The organism is Rhizomicrobium sp. (assembly GCA_037200385.1).
In the GTDB taxonomy this organism is placed as follows: domain Bacteria; phylum Pseudomonadota; class Alphaproteobacteria; order Micropepsales; family Micropepsaceae; genus Rhizomicrobium.
In genome coordinates, this window is sequence record JBBCGL010000001.1 from 4792682 (window position 1) to 4809111 (window position 16430).

At 65.4% G+C, this 16430-nt stretch carries 13 protein-coding genes; 7 read left to right on the forward strand and 6 right to left on the reverse strand.

The features are described from left to right. Nucleotides 1-10 precede the first annotated feature (10 nt). Nucleotides 11-784, forward strand: a complete 774-nt coding sequence (locus WDM91_23000; GenBank protein ID MEI9997481.1) for an SDR family oxidoreductase — start codon at nt 11-13, stop codon at nt 782-784. A 30-nt stretch (nt 785-814) separates the two neighbouring features. Then, on the forward strand, nt 815-1786 hold the full coding sequence (dgcA, locus tag WDM91_23005; protein MEI9997482.1) for an N-acetyl-D-Glu racemase DgcA: 972 nt from the start codon (nt 815-817) through the stop codon (nt 1784-1786). A 6-nt stretch (nt 1787-1792) separates the two neighbouring features. On the opposite strand, the gene WDM91_23010 is transcribed toward dgcA, so the two are convergent. Genes WDM91_23010 through dgcN form a run of 3 tightly spaced genes read right to left on the reverse strand, consistent with a single transcriptional unit; the run spans nt 1793 to nt 4457 of the window. Further along, entirely contained in the window at nt 1793-2500 is a 708-nt protein-coding gene (locus tag WDM91_23010; protein MEI9997483.1) for a type 1 glutamine amidotransferase, read from the reverse strand. 21 nt (nt 2501-2521) lie between these two features. Next, the gene (locus tag WDM91_23015; GenBank protein MEI9997484.1) at nt 2522-3427 is read right to left on the reverse strand and encodes a dihydrodipicolinate synthase family protein; all 906 of its coding nucleotides are present in this window, start codon (nt 3425-3427) and stop codon (nt 2522-2524) included. Next, nucleotides 3420-4457, reverse strand: coding sequence for an N-acetyltransferase DgcN (dgcN, locus tag WDM91_23020; protein MEI9997485.1), 1038 nt, complete (start codon nt 4455-4457; stop codon nt 3420-3422). The genes WDM91_23015 and dgcN overlap by 8 nt, the downstream gene beginning before the upstream one ends. On the opposite strand from dgcN, the gene WDM91_23025 reads away from it, so the two are divergent. From WDM91_23025 to WDM91_23035, 3 genes are read left to right on the forward strand one after another with little or no spacing between them, the layout of a single operon-like run. After that, the gene (locus tag WDM91_23025) at nt 4435-5250 is read left to right on the forward strand and encodes a sigma-70 family RNA polymerase sigma factor (protein ID MEI9997486.1); all 816 of its coding nucleotides are present in this window, start codon (nt 4435-4437) and stop codon (nt 5248-5250) included. The genes dgcN and WDM91_23025 overlap by 23 nt on opposite strands. A 5-nt stretch (nt 5251-5255) precedes the next feature. Beyond that, nucleotides 5256-6242, forward strand: coding sequence for a fumarylacetoacetate hydrolase family protein (locus WDM91_23030; protein MEI9997487.1), 987 nt, complete (start codon nt 5256-5258; stop codon nt 6240-6242). 13 nt (nt 6243-6255) lie between these two features. Next, nucleotides 6256-7323, forward strand: a complete 1068-nt coding sequence (locus WDM91_23035; GenBank protein MEI9997488.1) for a branched-chain amino acid aminotransferase — start codon at nt 6256-6258, stop codon at nt 7321-7323. Here the strand turns inward: WDM91_23035 and WDM91_23040 are convergent. After that, on the reverse strand, nt 7296-8486 hold the full coding sequence (locus tag WDM91_23040) for an alpha/beta hydrolase (protein MEI9997489.1): 1191 nt from the start codon (nt 8484-8486) through the stop codon (nt 7296-7298). The genes WDM91_23035 and WDM91_23040 overlap by 28 nt on opposite strands. 174 nt (nt 8487-8660) lie before the next feature. Next, nucleotides 8661-9131: an MFS transporter gene (locus tag WDM91_23045; protein MEI9997490.1), complete on the reverse strand. Its 471-nt coding sequence runs from the start codon at nt 9129-9131 to the stop codon at nt 8661-8663. A 77-nt stretch (nt 9132-9208) separates the two neighbouring features. On the opposite strand from WDM91_23045, the gene WDM91_23050 reads away from it, so the two are divergent. After that, nucleotides 9209-9634 carry a hypothetical protein gene (locus tag WDM91_23050; protein MEI9997491.1) on the forward strand — a complete coding sequence of 142 codons (426 nt, stop codon included), beginning with the start codon at nt 9209-9211 and terminating at the stop codon, nt 9632-9634. Between the two features lie 16 nt (nt 9635-9650). Here the strand turns inward: WDM91_23050 and WDM91_23055 are convergent, their stop codons facing one another. Beyond that, nucleotides 9651-10004 (reverse strand): hypothetical protein, encoded by a 354-nt coding sequence (locus tag WDM91_23055; GenBank protein MEI9997492.1) that lies wholly within the window; start codon nt 10002-10004, stop codon nt 9651-9653. Between the two features lie 433 nt (nt 10005-10437). Between WDM91_23055 and WDM91_23060 the strand changes: the two genes are divergently transcribed. Further along, nucleotides 10438-16416, forward strand: a complete 5979-nt coding sequence (locus WDM91_23060; protein ID MEI9997493.1) for an FG-GAP-like repeat-containing protein — start codon at nt 10438-10440, stop codon at nt 16414-16416. Nucleotides 16417-16430 lie beyond the last annotated feature (14 nt).

Consider the following 16430-nt stretch of genomic DNA (forward strand, 5'->3'; position numbering starts at 1 on the left):
ATACGCGTTCATGGATCTCGGATTGGCAGGCAAGAGCGCTCTGGTCCTGGGCGGTAGCCGCGGTCTGGGCCGTGCGATCGCGCAAGCGCTCGCCGAAGAAGGCGCGCGCTTGCGCATTGTCGGGCGCGATCGCGCCGCGCTGGCGCAGGCGGCCAATGACATAGGCCGCTGCGGTGTGACTGTGGATCACCAGGTCGTCGACCTGTCGCGCGGCGAAGACGTCGATGCCCTGAGCGCGTCGGTGAACGAGGTGGACGTACTCGTGCTGAACGGCGGCGGCCCGGCGCCTGGCACCGCGGCGGCTGTCGAAAACGCTGCCTGGCGCTCGGCTTTCGAGAGCATGGTTCTGGCTCCGATGCGGCTCGCCAGAGCCGCTCTTCCTGGTATGCGGCGGCGCAAGTTCGGACGGATATTGATCGTCCTTTCCTCCGGCGTGGTGCAGCCCATTCCCAATCTTGCGGTGTCGAACGCGTTGCGGTTGTCGCTTGTGGGATGGGCAAAAACGCTTGCCGCGGAGGTCGCGCTGGACGGCGTGACGATCAACGGCCTGGCGCCGGGCCGTATCCATACAAGCCGGGTGGACGCTTTGGACAACGCCGAAGCGGCGCGCTCGGGCAGGGCCGTCGAGGATGTCCGTGCGCAGTCGCGCGCGAATATTCCGGTTGGCCGCTACGGCACACCTGAAGAATTTGCAGCCGTCGGGGCATTCCTCGCCAGCGAGAAGGCGTCCTATGTCACCGGAGCGGTCTTACGTATCGACGGCGGCATGATCCGCTCGATCTGAGACCGCAGGTCGGAGAGCGATGCCTTGCAGTTGACCGTTCAAAAGCAATCCTTCCCGCTGATGCGACCGTTCGTGATTTCACGCGGCGCGATCGATATCCAGGACGTAGTGGTCGTTGAATTGCGGCAGGGCGCGATTTGCGGCCGCGGCGAAGCGTCGCCCTCAGCACGGTTCGGCGAGACGGCGGATGGGGTGCTCGCGTCGATCCATGCCGCGCGTCGCCCTATCGAAGCGGCGGTCAGCCGGGACGAGATTGCCACGATCCTGCCAAAGGGTGCCGCGCGCAGCGTGGTCGACAGCGCGTTCTGGGATCTCGAGGCCAAGCGTTCGGGCCGCACGGTATGGGAGACGATCGGTATCGCGGAGCCGCGGCCGCGCGAAAGTGCTTTCACCCTCAGTCTCGGCGATCCGGCGGCGATGGCCGATGCGGCGCATGCGGCCGCCGGATTTCATGTCCTCAAGCTCAAGCTCGGCGCGCCGGGCGATCTGGAGCGTGTCCGCGCCGTTCGCGCCGCGGCGCCCGGCAAGCGTCTGATCGTCGATGCCAACGAAGCCTGGTCGTTCGATGTCCTAAAGGCGATAGTGGCGCCGTTTGCCGCGCTGGGCGTGGAGCTGATCGAGCAGCCCTTGCCTGTCGGCGCCGACGATGCCCTGCTTGATTTTCGTTCGCCCGTCCCGCTCTGCGCCGACGAGAGCTGCACCGATCGCGCGTCGCTTGCCCGGATCGCCGGCCGCTACGCGTTCATCAATGTGAAGCTCGAGAAATGCGGCGGCCTGAGCGAAGCCCTCGCACTGATCAGTGATGCCAAGCAGCGCGGCTTTCGGATCATGGTCGGTTGCCGGGTTGGTTCGTCGCTGGGCCTGGCGCCCGTGGTCGTCGCGGCCCAGCTCGCCGAGTTCGCGGATCTGGACGGCCCGTTCCTGCTCAAGAGCGACCGTCCCAACGGTCTGTCGCTGCAAGATGGCTGCGTCTCGCTTCCGCAATCTTCGCTGTGGGGCTAAGCGCAGCTATCGGTGTCCCGATACGAAGGCTGCGAAGTTTGCGAACATCTTCATCGCATCGGCGGTTTGCGGAAAGCCGGCTGCATGCATTCGCGATAGCGGCGCGCCGCTGCGCACGAGATCCGCATTGTTCGCGGCGAACCATTCGCGCGCATGCGGCCCGCCCGCTTCCGGATGACCCTGAACGCCCCAAGCGGAATGTCCGACATGTTTCCAGATATGGTTCGCACAAGATGGACTGGCGCCGAGAATGCGCATGTCCGGATGAGAGGCGCGCACCTCGTCGTGGTGCCACGAGAACAACGGAAATTCCGCCGGCATGCCGCGTGCCAGGGGATCGTTCGCCCATGCCGGCGTGGTCCGGATCGGAACATAGCCGGTCTCGAAGTCTGCGCGCCGGAACACGGCATCCGGTCCGCAAAGCGCAAAGGCCAATATCTGGCTGCCGAAGCAAATGCCCAGCATCGGAATGTCGCGCGCGGCGGCATTCCGGATGAGCGCGATCTCGCGGCCGACCCAGTCGAGCCTTTCCCAAGGCGCGGTGGGGCTGGGCGACAGGAACAGCGCGTCGTAGCCGTCGATCGCGTCCGGAAAGCGATCTCCGGCCGCCCAGAACACATCGGTCTGCAGGCCCAGCGACCGGAAATGCTCGTCGAGCTTTTCGGGAACCCCGTCCGTCAGGGCATTGTTTAGGTACAGAAGCCTTGGCGACATTGCGTAAGGTCTTTCGTGAAGTCAGCGGGTGACGCGTTCGATGAGCCGCTCGATCTCCGCGATGTCGGTCGCGTCAAGGCGATAGCCCGGCACCCGGACATGCGCACCCGCAATCGCGCCGCGCCGCTGGAGAATGTATTTTCGCACGGCGAGACCGAAGCGCGGCTGATGCTCGTAGCGAATGAGCGGAAGATGGCGGTCGAAGCGATCTTCGGCGGCATCGATCCGGCCTTCGGCGGCGAGCGCGCAGGTTTGTGCGATCACTTCCGGGAAGGAATATCCGGTCATCGCGCCGTCGGCGCCGCGTGCCAACTCCTGCGGCAGGAGGATAGCGCCGTTCCCAGCGAATATCGGAAATTCCCGGACGCGCCGCGAATGCTCGTCGCCGCGCAGAGACGACAGTTTCGCGAGGCCCGGGCATTCCTCATGCTTGAGAGCGCATAGGGAGGGAAATGTATCGATCAGCCCGGCGATGTCCGTGGCCGACAGCCATGTGTCCGTTTCCTGCGGATAGTCCTGCAGGACGACCGGCACGTCGTCGCCCATCATCCCGATGACCGTTTCAAGATAGTTGCGGACTTGGGCTGCGCTTCTTTGTCCGACCAGCGGCGCAAGCATGACACCGGCCGCGCCGTCGGCCATAAGCGATTTTGCAAGCAGGGCGCTGGCGTGCGGCGCGGGGTTCGACACGCCGAAATACGTCGGCACGCCTCTCGCGGCCTTGAGAAACGCCCGTCCGACCCGCAGCGCTTCGTCGGTGGTCAGGCGATGCGCCTCGCCCATGATGCCGAGGCCGATGATCGCTGTCGCGCCATGGCCGACGTAGAAATCGTAAAGCCTTGGAATGCTTTCGCAGTCGATCGCGCCGCCCGCATCGAATGGCGTGACCGCGATGGCGAAGAGACCTCTCTTGATTCCGTCAGTCATCGAGGAGCGCGTCGACCAGACGGGCGACGCCCGTGCGCATCGGATCGGCTGCCGGCAAGCCGTATTGGTGTTCCAGCGCCGCGAGCAGCGCATGCATGTCGCGCTCCGGCAGATCCTGCGTGTTCAACGACAGCCCCACGACCTTAGCCCCTGGATTTGTCAGCCGCGCCGCCGCTTCATGCGCGGCCATGCAATCGCCCAGGTCCGGCAGCGGCCTCTGCCCCAGGCCGCGCATGTGTTGCCGCGTCGCCGGATGGCACAGGACCATCTTGTCCGGCTGGCTGCCGTGGACGAGGCCCAGCGTCACGCCGCCATAGCTCGGATGCAGCACCGATGCCTGGCCCTCGATGACGTCCCAATGATCGGGGTTGTTCGCCGGCGACAGCGCCTCCGCCGCGCCGGCGACGAAATCGCTGATCACGCCATCGAGACAGATGCCGCTTCCCGCGATGAGGATTCCGGTTTGACCGGTGGCGCGGAAATCCACGTCGAGCCCGCGCTTGCGCATCTCCCGTTCCACCGCCAGCGCCGTGAACATCTTTCCGGCCGAACAATCGGTCCCGACCGTGAGCATGCGTTTGCCGCTGCGGGGTTTGCCGCTGGCGATCTCGAACGGGCCTTCGGGATGGCGCACATCGGTCAGGCGCAGGCCTGCCGCGTGCGCGGCTCGTTCCAAGCCGTCGACGTCCACAAGCCGCTCGTGCAGACCCGACGCGATATCGAACTTCAACTCCAGCGCGCGCAATAGGGTCGGCGCCCATGACGGCGGGATACGGCCGCCCCTTGCCGCCACGCCGATGACGAGTGTTTTCGCGCCTTGCTCGGCTGCTTGTTCGAGGCCGACATCTGCAAGGCCGACATCTGCCGCGCAGCCGGCGAGTCGCAATTGTCCCAGGCAGTCGTCCGGCCGCCATACCGCAATGCCCCTTGCCGTCTTCACCGACAGGGCGTCGGGCGCATCACCCAGAAACAACAGATAGGGCCGCCGCAGCTGCACGAGTTCTACTTTGCGTTCGATTGCCGCATTCATCCCGCTGCCCGATAGTTTCTACAACTTACAAAATGAAAATATTTCATATTGCAAACATGCTGTCCAGCGCTATAGTTTTGTGATGGGCATCGAAGTGGGGATTGCAAATACGGCGTCGAGCACCTGCGCAAGCGGTGCGGCGACGGTATCGCACGCACCCGGCCGCAACCGGCTGATCGAAGTCGTCTATCGCCAAACGGCGCCCAGGCTGCTCCGATTTCTCAAGTCCCTGGTGCGGTCGCAAAGCGATGCGGAAGACCTGCTTCACGAAACCTATGCGCGGTTTTGCGCGGTCGAGGACGTGACGGGTATCGAGCGTCCGGACTCTTTCCTCATGTCGGTCGCGCGCAATCTTGCGATCGATCATCTCCGCCGCTCCAAGAAATCGCCGATCGACGGGCGCTACGATCTGGTGGACGTCAATGCGTGCGATGAGATGTCTTCGGCGGAGCAGGCGATGATCGCCAAGCAAGAGCTTGTCTGTGTGGCTGCCGCGATCGAGGGATTGTCGCGCCGGCGGCGCCAAGTCTTTACGCTCCGCCGGTTGGAGCATCTCTCCTTCAAGGAAATTGCGTCGGAGTTGGATATCTCCGTCAGCACCGCCGAGAAGCACATGGCTTGCGCCGTGTCGGTATGCACGGCGCACATGGCCATGGCGGATGCGAGCGCGCGAGACGGCGGGGACGTGCCGGTCGCGCGGCGTGTGCGCCGCACCGCCGGGGCGCGGCCCGACGGGGACCGGTTCGGTCCGGCGCGCCGAAGATCGCCGTTGCCGGTCGCCACCGCGCTGTAGGATCCATGAAGCTCGGAACGCTGAAAAGGGGCGGGCGCGACGGTACGCTGGTGGTCGTCAGCCGGGACCTTTCGCGCGCTGTTGCCGTGCCGGATGTCGCGCGCACGCTGCAGGAAGCGCTCGATTCCTGGAGCACGGTGTCGACGGATCTCGCGGCGATTTACGACGCGTTGAACGACGGCGAAGCTGCGCATGCATTCGGAGTCGTGCCTGAGGACTTCGCGGCGCCGCTGCCACGTGCCTATCAATGGCTCGACGGCAGCGCCTATGTGCGGCACATCGAATTGGTGCGCAAGGCGCGCGGCGTTCCGATGCCGCCGTCGTTCTGGACGCAGCCGATCATGTATCAGGGCGGCTCCGACACGCTCCTCGGTCCTCGCGATCCCATTCCCGTCGCGAAAGACGGAAGTTGGGGCGCCGATTTCGAAGCGGAGATCGCGGTCATGGTCGACGACGTGCCCATGGGCGCGACGCGCGAAGCGGCGGCCGCGTGCATCCGCCTGATCACGCTGGTCAACGACGTTTCGCTGCGGGGCCTGATTCCCGACGAGATCGCGAAAGGCTTCGGCTTTCTGCACGGCAAGCCGTCCAGCGCCTTCGCGCCGGTGGCGCTGACGCCCGACGAGATGGCGGATGCCTGGAACGGATATAAGGTGAGCCTGCCGGTCATGGTCTGGCGCAATGGCGAAATCTTCGGCAGCCCCAACGCAGGCGTCGACATGACTTTCGACTTTCCCACTCTGATCGCATATGCGGCAAAGACGCGCGCGCTGTGCGCCGGTACGATCATCGGCGCAGGGACCGTCTCGAACAACGACCGCTCGGCCGGCTCCTGCTGCATCGCGGAACGGCGCGTGCTGGAACAACTCGACGGCGGCATCGCGAGAACGCCATTCCTTGGCGCCGGCGATCGTGTGAGAATAGAGATGAGGGACGAACGCGGCGCGTCGCTCTTTGGCGCCATCGACCAAATGGTTGTGCTGCTGCCGTAACCACGAGATCGATATGCAAATTGATTCGGCCGTACACAAACATCTGGCGAAGTTTGCGCTTCCGCCGTTGCTGAGCTTCGGCGAGACGAAGGTGCCGGCGATGTACACCGCCGAATTCCGCGACGGACGCTGGCAAAGCGGCCATCTGGGCCCCTACCGCGCGCTGGAGATCGATCCCGCGTCGCGGGTCCTGCATTACGGCGTCGAGGCCTTCGAAGGGTTGAAAGCCTATCGCCGCTCGCAAAAGCGACCGCATCTCTTCCGGCCCGAACGGAACTGGGAGCGGTTGAACCGCTCCTTGGCGCGATTGACCGCGCCGGCCTTGCCGCGCGAGGTTTTCTTCGAAGGCGTCGGCGCCCTGGCCGGCATCGTTGCGCCGTTCATTCCCGGTGCGCCGGGAGAGTCGCTATATCTGCGGCCACTTGTCATCGATACCGATTCCAGCCTCGGCATAGCGTCGCCGTCGAAGAGGTATCTCTTCGTGGTCCTCGCGAGCCCTGCGGGTGCCTATCAGGCGGCGCCGATGCGGGTGCTGATCGAGCGCCGGTCGGCGCGTGCCATGCCCGGCGGGACCGGCGCGGTCAAGATCGGCGGCAACTACGCGGCGGCGCTGCTTTCGAACGCCCGCGCGGCCGAACGGAACCTGTCGACGAGCCTGTGGCTCGATGCGGGCACGCACAGCTTCGTCGAGGAGCTGTCCGGCATGAACATATTCTTCGTGATCGACGGCGCGCTCCACACGCCGGCCTTGACCGATACCATTCTTCCCGGCGTCACGCGGGAGAGCATCGTCCAGCTGGCGGGCGATATGGGCCTCGAGGTTTTCGAACGGCAGATCGCGTTGGACGATGTGCTGCAGGACATTCGGCAAGGCTCGGCGTCTGAAGCTTTCGCCTGCGGCACGGCCGTCACCGTTCTGGGGATCGAGCGGTTCGTAGAAGACGACGGGGCGGCTTACGATCTCGCCGGCGGCCCAGGCCCCGTCGCAAGCCGGCTGAAAACGGCGCTGCTCGATATTCAGGAAGGTCGCGCGCCGGACCCGTATGGCTGGACCTATGAAGTGCCCGCGCTTTCGACGTGAGCTTTTTCGCGTCTTTTCTCCGCCTCGCTGCGGACCAGCGCGACCATGTCCGCCATCTGCTTCATGATGAAGTCTGGCGCCTCATACGGCACCGCATGCGTCGAGTTGGGCGGTGCCCAGCGGATTTCGCCGCGTCGCGACAGCAGCGCCACGCTTTCCTGCGCCGTTCGGTAATTGCGGATATAGCCGCGCGCGACGTATTCCGAGACATGCGGCACCAGTGCCCGCACCGACTCGACGGTGGGAAAGGGCAGGTCGGGCGGAATGATCGCGAATATCGGAATGTCGCTCAGCACATGCTGTCCCCGTGCCGTCCCGAGCGGCTCGCGCCAGAGCGCCTGAAGCGCGGAGCGGAACGCGACGGGCGATCTCGGCTGCGCGGCGTTGCTCAAGAGCGGCCCTGCGACATCCGCCAGGCTGTCGTAAGACGCCTTGTCGTTCTCGAACCCTTGCTTCAGCGCCGTCCAGTGCAGGCCGAAGGCGGCGCCCAATATCGTCTTCATGCCGAGCCCGGGCACTTTCGGCGGGCCGCGTTGAAGCGAGTTGCCATAGACCGTGGCGTCGGCGGTCGTGATGTCGATCAGGACCAGCCCTGCAACCTGCTCCGGAAAAAGCTCCGCGAAGGTCGTCGCCAAGGCGCCGCCGAAGGAATGTGCGCCGACGACGAAGGGAGGCCTCTCGCCAGCCCTCCGGAGGAGCGTCTCCAGCTCCCTGGCCTCGCTCAGTACCGTTCGCGGGAACGGACCGATATCGCTCCAGCCGCTCGACGGACGATCGAAGATGAGGGAGCGTGTGAATTCGGCGGTCCGCTTGTGGAGATGGTTGAGAGCCAGTCCTTGCGAATGGCTGCCCGGAATCCAGATGACGGTCGGCGTACCTTCGCCAGCGGCGACGTAATGCATCCGGTAACCGCCCACATCGATCAAGCGCCCAGGCGGCGGGAATTTGCGCGCGTAATGGGACACCAGCATCAAGTGCCGGAGCGATGCACCCAATAAGATAACCGCCAAAACGACGGCGACCGCTCCGAGCAATTGGTCGGCCAGGCGCACGATATCGCTGGGGATAAGCGCGGCCGCCAGGATCAACCCGACGCCGACGAGCAGAACGGCTGCGGATATGGCGAGGCCTAGCCAATTGCGGCTCATCAACGTGTCGAACACTCAAGCTCCGGGCGGGGCAGCGAACATAGGACGAACCATTGCGAACAATCCTCCATCATGTGTTATTCGTCTGCGCAAATACAGGCTGGATGTTGAAGTGCTTTTTGCTCCGTGTGTCGCGAACGGCAGGAAGCATCGTTTTCCCGCGCCGCGTCCTTGAGGCACGACGGTGTGTCACGCCTCGCCCACTTGCCCTTTTCGCATGGGGTTCGCGCGCGCCAGAAACAGGGCAGCGATGCCCGCTCCGACCGCGAACACCGCCATCGCTGCGAACAGCACCGGCAACGGCCAATGCCAGCCGATTAGCGTGCCGCCGATCAACGGTCCGACGATCGAGCCGATACGGCCGATCGCGACGGCCCAGCTCGTGCCCGTCGCGCGCATCGCGGTCGGATAGAGTGTCGCCGCCAGCACGGTCATCAGGTGATGCGCGCCGATCATGCAGAACCCGGCCTGCAGGACGGTCGCGATCAGCACACCGGCCGCTGCGCCCGACAGACCGATCAGCGCCATGAACACCACGCCGAATACGAGCAGTCCGCTCAGCACGCGCCATGGGCCGACGCGGTCCGATGCGCTGCCCACCACGAAGGTCGCCGCGATGCCGCCCAACAGCGCGCTCGCCACACCGCCCGCATAGAACACCGAGCGCCAGCCGAAGCCATGGACCCGATGCGATCAGCGGGCTCAAAACCGAGCCCAGCGAGTACCCGCCGCACATCGTGAGCACCATCGCAGCGCGGTGGCATTGCGGCGACCATTCGCTCGCCAGCACCACCATCACCGGCACCAGCGTGCCGAGCGGAAGCCCGGCCGCGAAGCGCAGGGCCATCAGCGCCGTGATGGAATGCACGAAAGCGGTCGCGGCCATCAGCACCGCGGCCATCAGGAGCGCTCCGACCGTCAGCAGCTTGCGACCCATCCGGTCGGCCAGCGGGCCCGCGGCAAGAGTCGCCAGCAGGACACCGGTCGCCGCCGCGCTGAACACCGGTCCGAACGCCTCGCGCGGGATGTGCCAATGTTTCACCAGCGCCGGTGCCACCAGCGACATCGCCCGCATGTCGAAACCGTCGACGAACTGCACCAGGAGGCAGATCACCAGGATCCGCAGATGGAAGCCGCCGAACCGCCTGGTGTCGACGAACTGATCGATGGTGAGCGCCGTCATGGTCCGCTTTTATCCGGTGCCGGGTGCGGGGAACGCAACCGGGTTTCGAGGTCTGTCAGTGCGGCAAGAACGGCATCGGCGCCGACGCCGTGCAGGATGTCGCGGCCGCTACCCGGGATCGGCGTCACGGCGAGGTCACGGCAGAATTCGCTCCAGCCCAGATCGGGCGCGTAGCGCGACTCGCTGGTCTCTCCCGTGGTCGTGAACACGGTGACCAGCAGAGCCAAGGGACCGGAGGGCAGGGTCTTGAACGCCGCTTCGGCTGCCACCTTGCGCGCCATCAGGATCGTATCGACGGCCGCATCGCCGAGCCCGGCGCGGGCGAGCGCGGTGGCGACGAACCGCACCAAGCCTCGCGCGCGCGAATGTGCCAGGCGCACGGTCACGCGCCCGACGAGCAAATCCTTGAGCGCGTCAAAGCTTGCGATGCGTCGACGCAGCGCCTGCCGCGGAGGCCGTCCGGCAAGACGTTGCGGGCATGGTCGATGTGTATGCGGGTCGCGCGCAGGCTGTCGCGTTGACGTCTCCGGCACGTCCCGGCAGAGTGATTGCGCTCGCGGGTGGCGTAAGTTCGAGCGTGATCTTGTCAGATCCCGGGGGGCTGCCTTGCTTCGTTGCTCAGAACGTCGCGTTCGTTCAGTTTTGACGATCAAGACACTCTTCTACGCTCTTGTTCGAACAACACCCTTGAGTGGCGCCGAAGCGCGACCGTCGCTTTGGCGCGATCGCTTCCTCGCGATGTTTACACTTCTTTTGTGCTTGGTTGCCTGGACCGACCGTGCAATGGCGACCGATGTGCCGCCGCTGATGACCGTGCCGGGCACGTTCAGCGTCGATCCGATGGGCGCGGCAACATATTCGCTCCCCTTGATGGTGACGCCCGGCACTGCCGGCATGATGCCGGCCCTCTCGCTCAATTATTCCAGTCAGGCGGGCGACGGCATCGTCGGGAAGGGATGGGCGCTCAGCGGACTATCCGCGATCGGCCGCTGTCCGCGCACGGTCGCCCAGGACGGTATCCATGGCGGCGTCAACTACGACTCCAACGACCGCTTCTGCATGAACGGCCAGCATCTGGTGCTGATCAGCGGAACCTACGGGGCTGATGGCAGCGAATATCGCACCGAGATCGAGAGCTTTTCGCGCGTCATCGCGCATGGCACCGCCGGCAACGGGCCGGCGTGGTTCGAAGTCCATACCAAAGCCGGACAGGTCCTGGAATTCGGCAATACCGCCGACTCGCGCGTCCTGGCCGTCGGCAAAGCGACGGCGCGCGTCTGGGCGGTCGACAAGGTGCTCGATGCCAAAGGCAACTACTACAGCGTCACCTACACGAACGATGCCACGAACGGCCAAGCCTATCCGACGCGGATCGACTACACGGGCAATGCGGCGGCCGGCCTGAGCCCCTACAATTCGGTGCAGTTCACCTACAACACTAGCCGTGCCGACGTCGTGCCGACCTACCAGGCGGGATCGCTGATCCAGACGACGGTGCTGCTGACGAACGTCAAGGCCTATGCCGGCGCGAATCTCGTCGTCGATTATCGCCTCGGTTATCGCGCCGGCACGTCTCTGACGCACAGCCGATTGACGTCGCTGACGCAATGCGACGCGAGCGGCGCTTGCCTGGCGCCAACGAGCTTCACCTGGCAGGGCGGCACGGGCACGCTCACGGTGTCGTCGGCCTCCGCCGGGGCGAACAGCATGGGCCTGGCGATCGTGCCGGGCGATTTCAACGGCGACGGCCTGACCGACGCGGTCTTCAGCCTGGCCTATGATGGAACGTCGTTCGTGCCGCTATGCCCGACCGGCGGCACGGTGAATTTCGGCTCGCAGGCAGGGACCTTCGCCACCGGCATGACGATGGCGACGCCGCTGGGCGGCGGCCCGGGCTATAGCGGTCCCGCCTGTCTCGACATCACGGCGGCCATCGACATCGATGGCGACGGTTTCGCCGACGCCGCTCTTCCGCTTTATAGCGCGGGCCACTGGCTCCCCAAAAATCCTCATGCGCTGCTTCTGAACGACCGGGCCGGACATCTCGGAAGCATCGGTATCATCGGCGGTGTGCGGCACCCGCTTTTCGGGTTCGGCGATTTCAATGGTGACGGCCGCGCGGATTACATAAGCGAGACGCCGAGCACCGTGATTTTCACGCCGAATTTCGGCGACGGCGTAGGCGGGTTCACCGCCGGCCCACCCTTTCCCAGTCTCAATGACGTCGATCCGATTTTCGTTCACGATTTCGACGGCGACGGCTGTGACGACGTGAACCAGGACTGGATTATCAGCTATTCCTGCGCGCCCGCCGTTGCACAGGCGGCCGGGGGCGGCAGTAGCATCAACCCTACCTACGGAGATTTCAACGGCGACGGGAAGACCGATGCCTTGATACTCTCACCGTCCGGCCCCGGCACGATGACCCTGTCGACCGGCACCGGCATGGTCACGACAGCCTTTCCGACGCCGGCGGCGTGGGGCGGCCTGGTTACCATTGTCCCGGGCGATTTCGATGGCGATGGCAAGACCGATCTCGCCGTCGTTCCGGTCACTGCCACATCGGCATCGATCTATCTCTCGACCGGCACCGGCTTCACGCTGGCCGCGACGATCCCGCTGGCCTGGGCGTCATCCGGCGGTTACGGCGCCGACTGGAACAATGACGGCGCGACGGATCTGTGGATCAACACGAACAGCGGCTTCGACACGATTTACACCTTCGGCTACGTGCCGGAGCTGATCACGGCGATCTCCAACGGCGTCGGCGCCACGACGACGATCACTTACGACCGCCTCAATCATGGAACGATCTACACCAAAGGGAGCGGCGCGGCCTATCCGGCGCAGGATGTGGTCGACGCGCGCTATGTCGTCTCGCGGGTGGATGCCGCCAACGGCATGGGCGGGACCTATGCCCACACCTATGCCTATTCGGGTCTGAAGAGCGATCTGTCGGGCCGCGGCATTCTCGGCTTCTCGCAGATGGTCGAGACCAACCTGCAGGACGGCACGGTCAAGACCCTCAATTTCCGCACCGACTTCCCCTATACCGGAGAGGTGTCCTCGTCGACGCTGGTGCATGGCGCGACGACGCTGAGCACGGTGTCCAACACCTTCGGCGCGACGAATCTGGGCGGCACGCGCAATTTCGTCTTCCTGAGCCAGAGCGTGGTGTCCGGCCACGATCTCGACGGCTCGACCCTGCCGACCACGACCACGAACTACACGTACGACACGTATGGCAATGCCCTGACGGTCGCAGTCGCCGTGTCGGACGGCTCATCCAAGACCACCACCAACACCTACAGCAACGATGCGGTCCACTGGTTCCTCGGACGGCTGACGAATATCAGCGTCACCAGCGTCGTGGGCGCGTCGACCATCACGCGGACCTCCGGATTCACCTACGATGCGGCGACCGGCCTGCTGACCGAGGAGGTGATCGAGCCGGGCAACGCGGCCTACCGGCTCTACACCGACTACACCTATGACGCCTATGGCAACCGCATCCAGTCGACGGTGAGCGGTTCGGGCATCGCCACCCGCGTCTCCCATGTGGGCTATGACGCACGGGGCGAATTCGCCACTTCGACCACCAATGCGCTGTCGCAATCCGACAGCACGGCTTACGACCCCGGCTTCGCCCAGCCGACGAGCCACACCGACCCGAACGGCATCACGACCGGCTGGAGCTACGACAGTTTCGGCCGCCGCACGCTGGAGACGCGCCCCGACGGCACCAAGACGGCGCTCTCCTATGCCTATTGCGCGGGCGTCAATGGCGGCGCCTTCGCCTGCCCGGCGAACGGCGCCTATGTCGCGCAGGCGACGCCGCAGAATTCCGGCGGCACCCAGAACGGCCCGGCCGGCATCGTCTATTACGACAGCCTGGGCCGCGTGATCGCCACCGATGCGCAAGGCTTCAGCGGCGCCTGGATCCGCACCGCCAGGACCTACGACGCCAACGGCTTCGTGCATCAGACCAGCCGGCCCTATTTCGTCTCCGGCGGCACGCCGAAATGGACCGTCAACGTCTATGACGATCTGGGCCGCGTGACGCAGACCACCTTTCCGGACGGCAGCCATGCGAGTTTCGCCTTCCACGGCCTGACCGTGTCCGCCACCAACAATCTCAGCCAGACCACGTCGATCACCCGCAACGCGCAAGGCCTCAACGCCAGCGTCACCGACGCCGCGGGCCATGCCACCGGCTATGTCTACGACGCCTATGGCAGCCTGCTGACGGTCACGGACTCGGTGGGCAACGTCACCAGCAACACCTACGACCTGCGCGGCAACAAGACCGCGTCGTCCGATCCCGACATGGGATCGTGGAGCTATGTCTACGACGTGCTGGGCGAGCTCACGAGCCAGACCGACGCCAAGTCGCAGACCACCACGCTGACCTACGACGTCCTGGGGCGGCCGCTCAGCCGCACGGAGGCGGGCCTCTACAGCGCCTGGGCCTATGGCAGCTCGGCGGCGAGCCACAATATCGGGCGGCCGGTCGACGCCCAGACCTGCACCGCCGCGGGCTGTGCCAGTGTGGCCTCCGACCGCAGCTTCGCCTACGACGCTTTGGGCCGGCCGACGACCATGACCCTGGTCATCGGCAGCAATACTTACGTCTACACCACCGCCTACGATTCCGACGGCCGCCCCGCGACGGTGGCCTATCCCTCCGGGTTCGTGCGCCGCAACGCCTACACCGCGCTGGGCTATCTCTCGCAGGTCAAGGACGATGCATCGGGCGCGGTGCTGTGGACCGTCAACAGCCGCGACGCCGAACTGAACGCGACGCTGCAGACCGCGGGCAACGGGGTCGCCACGACGCAGACCTTCGATCCCAACACCGGGGCGCTGACCGCGGTGCGCGCGGGCACGGGCGGCGCGGTTGCGGCGTTCGACTACGCTTACGACACGCTGGGCAACCTGACCTCCCGCTCGGACACCGGCCAGGCCGTGTTCGAGAAGTTCTGCTACGACGCGCTGAACCGGCTCACCGCCTCGGCCACGGCGGCGAGCACGCCGGCCGCCTGCACCGCCGCGGGCGCCGGCATCGTGAGCAAGTCGGTGTCCTATGACGCGGTGGGCAACATCACCGCCAAGTCGGATGTCGGGACCTATGCCTACCCCACCCCCGGCCCGAGCTCGGTGCGGCCGCATGCGGTGTCGGCGATCGCCGGCACGGTCAACGGCGTGGCCAATCCGAGCTATAGCTACGATGCCAACGGCAACCTGACCGGCGGCGCGGGGCGCAGCATCGCCTACAGCAGCTTCAACCGGACCCGTTCCATCGCGCAGGGCGGCACGGCGGACTGCCTCGCCTATGACACTGAGCACAACCGGCTGCGGATGGACAGCTACGCGGCCGCGGCCTGCAGCGGGACGCCGAGCGCCAGCACGACTTACCTGAACGACCCGGTCTCCGGCATGGGGAGCGAGAAGGTCGTCGCCGGCGCCGTCACCACCTGGCACGACTATCTGACCGTCGACGGCGCGCTGGTGGGCGAGCGCTCCTGCTCCGGTGCCGCGCCGTGCAGCAGCGGGGCGAGCTGGCTCTACTTCGTGAGCGACCACCTGGGCTCCATCGCGGTGATCACCGATGGTTCCGGCGCGGTGGCCCAGCGGCTGAGCTACGACGCCTGGGGCCGGCGGCGCAACGCCGACGGCAGCGACAATCCGGGCTGCACGATCACCGCGGTCACCAGCCGCGGCTATACCGGGCACGAGATGTTGGACAGCGTCTGCCAGGTCAACGCCAATGCGCGGCTCTACGACCCCACCATCGCCCGCTTCCTGAGCCCCGACGGGATCGTGCCGAACCCGTTCGGCAGCCAGTCGCTCAACCGCTACGCCTATGTCGAGAACGGCCCCCTCAGCGCCACCGATCCTTCGGGGAACGAGCTCGTCATCGTCCCGGGCACGCATCCGCCGGTCGACAATGGCGGCGACGGCCCCAAGGGTGGGGGCGGCGGCAGCGCGGCCGGCGGCGGCGGCGGGATGGCCATGCTGGCGGGGCTCTACAACCACTACCGCCAGCTCGAGATGGCGGCGGTCAACGCCCAATGGCTACATGCCAGCCTGATCAACGCCGCCGACGCGGACGCCGCGCACCAGGCCGCCAACCAGGTCAAATCCGCCATGCAATCGCTCGGCGGCATGGACGCGCAGATGTACGACACCTCCGCCGGCGCGGGGATCGGAGGAAACGCGCAGGGCGAGAACACCGAGGCCGCGGCGAGCGTGGCGATCACGGGCCCAGCCGATCAGGGCGGGCCGAGCAGGCTGGATAGCAACGGCGTGGAGACCGTCGTTGTTACGCCTGAAGGAGATGACACAAATGGTGGGCTCAACAACGGCGTCTATTACGGCGGTGTTGGGCCTGAGGACATTGCGTCGAAATCTGGATTCGGTGCTCATGTAGTGGGAATACCATTACCGAATGGCGTCACTGATCCGCTCGATCCGAAGGGATTGAACAAGCCAATGCTGACGCCGATAGAAGCGGCAGCGCTGCAAAGGACAGTGAGCATCGTTAAAAATGGGACTGCACAAGACCTCGCAGCATTGAATCCACATCCGTATATGAACTTCCCATCAAAGCAGACCGGCGCTGTGTTACCGCCGGGCGCTTATGTGTCTCTCGATGTGCAGATGGGAAGCTTTAGAGGCGACACGCGATTGATCGTCGATAGCAGTTCGCTCCAGATGTACTATACGAACACGCACTACAACAGCTTCTACCCAGTTCACTGACGGGTTGGCTGGAT

Coding starts and splice junctions, on each gene's coding strand:
- WDM91_23030 (MEI9997487.1), top strand. CDS start 5,256: ATGAAGCTCGGAACGCTGAAAAGGGGCGGGCGCGACGGTACGCTGGTG.
- dgcN (MEI9997485.1), bottom strand. CDS start 4,457: ATGAATGCGGCAATCGAACGCAAAGTAGAACTCGTGCAGCTGCGGCGG.
- WDM91_23010 (MEI9997483.1), bottom strand. CDS start 2,500: ATGTCGCCAAGGCTTCTGTACCTAAACAATGCCCTGACGGACGGGGTT.
- WDM91_23060 (MEI9997493.1), top strand. CDS start 10,438: ATGGCGACCGATGTGCCGCCGCTGATGACCGTGCCGGGCACGTTCAGC.
- WDM91_23015 (MEI9997484.1), bottom strand. CDS start 3,427: ATGACTGACGGAATCAAGAGAGGTCTCTTCGCCATCGCGGTCACGCCA.
- WDM91_23000 (MEI9997481.1), top strand. CDS start 11: ATGGATCTCGGATTGGCAGGCAAGAGCGCTCTGGTCCTGGGCGGTAGC.
- WDM91_23035 (MEI9997488.1), top strand. CDS start 6,256: ATGCAAATTGATTCGGCCGTACACAAACATCTGGCGAAGTTTGCGCTT.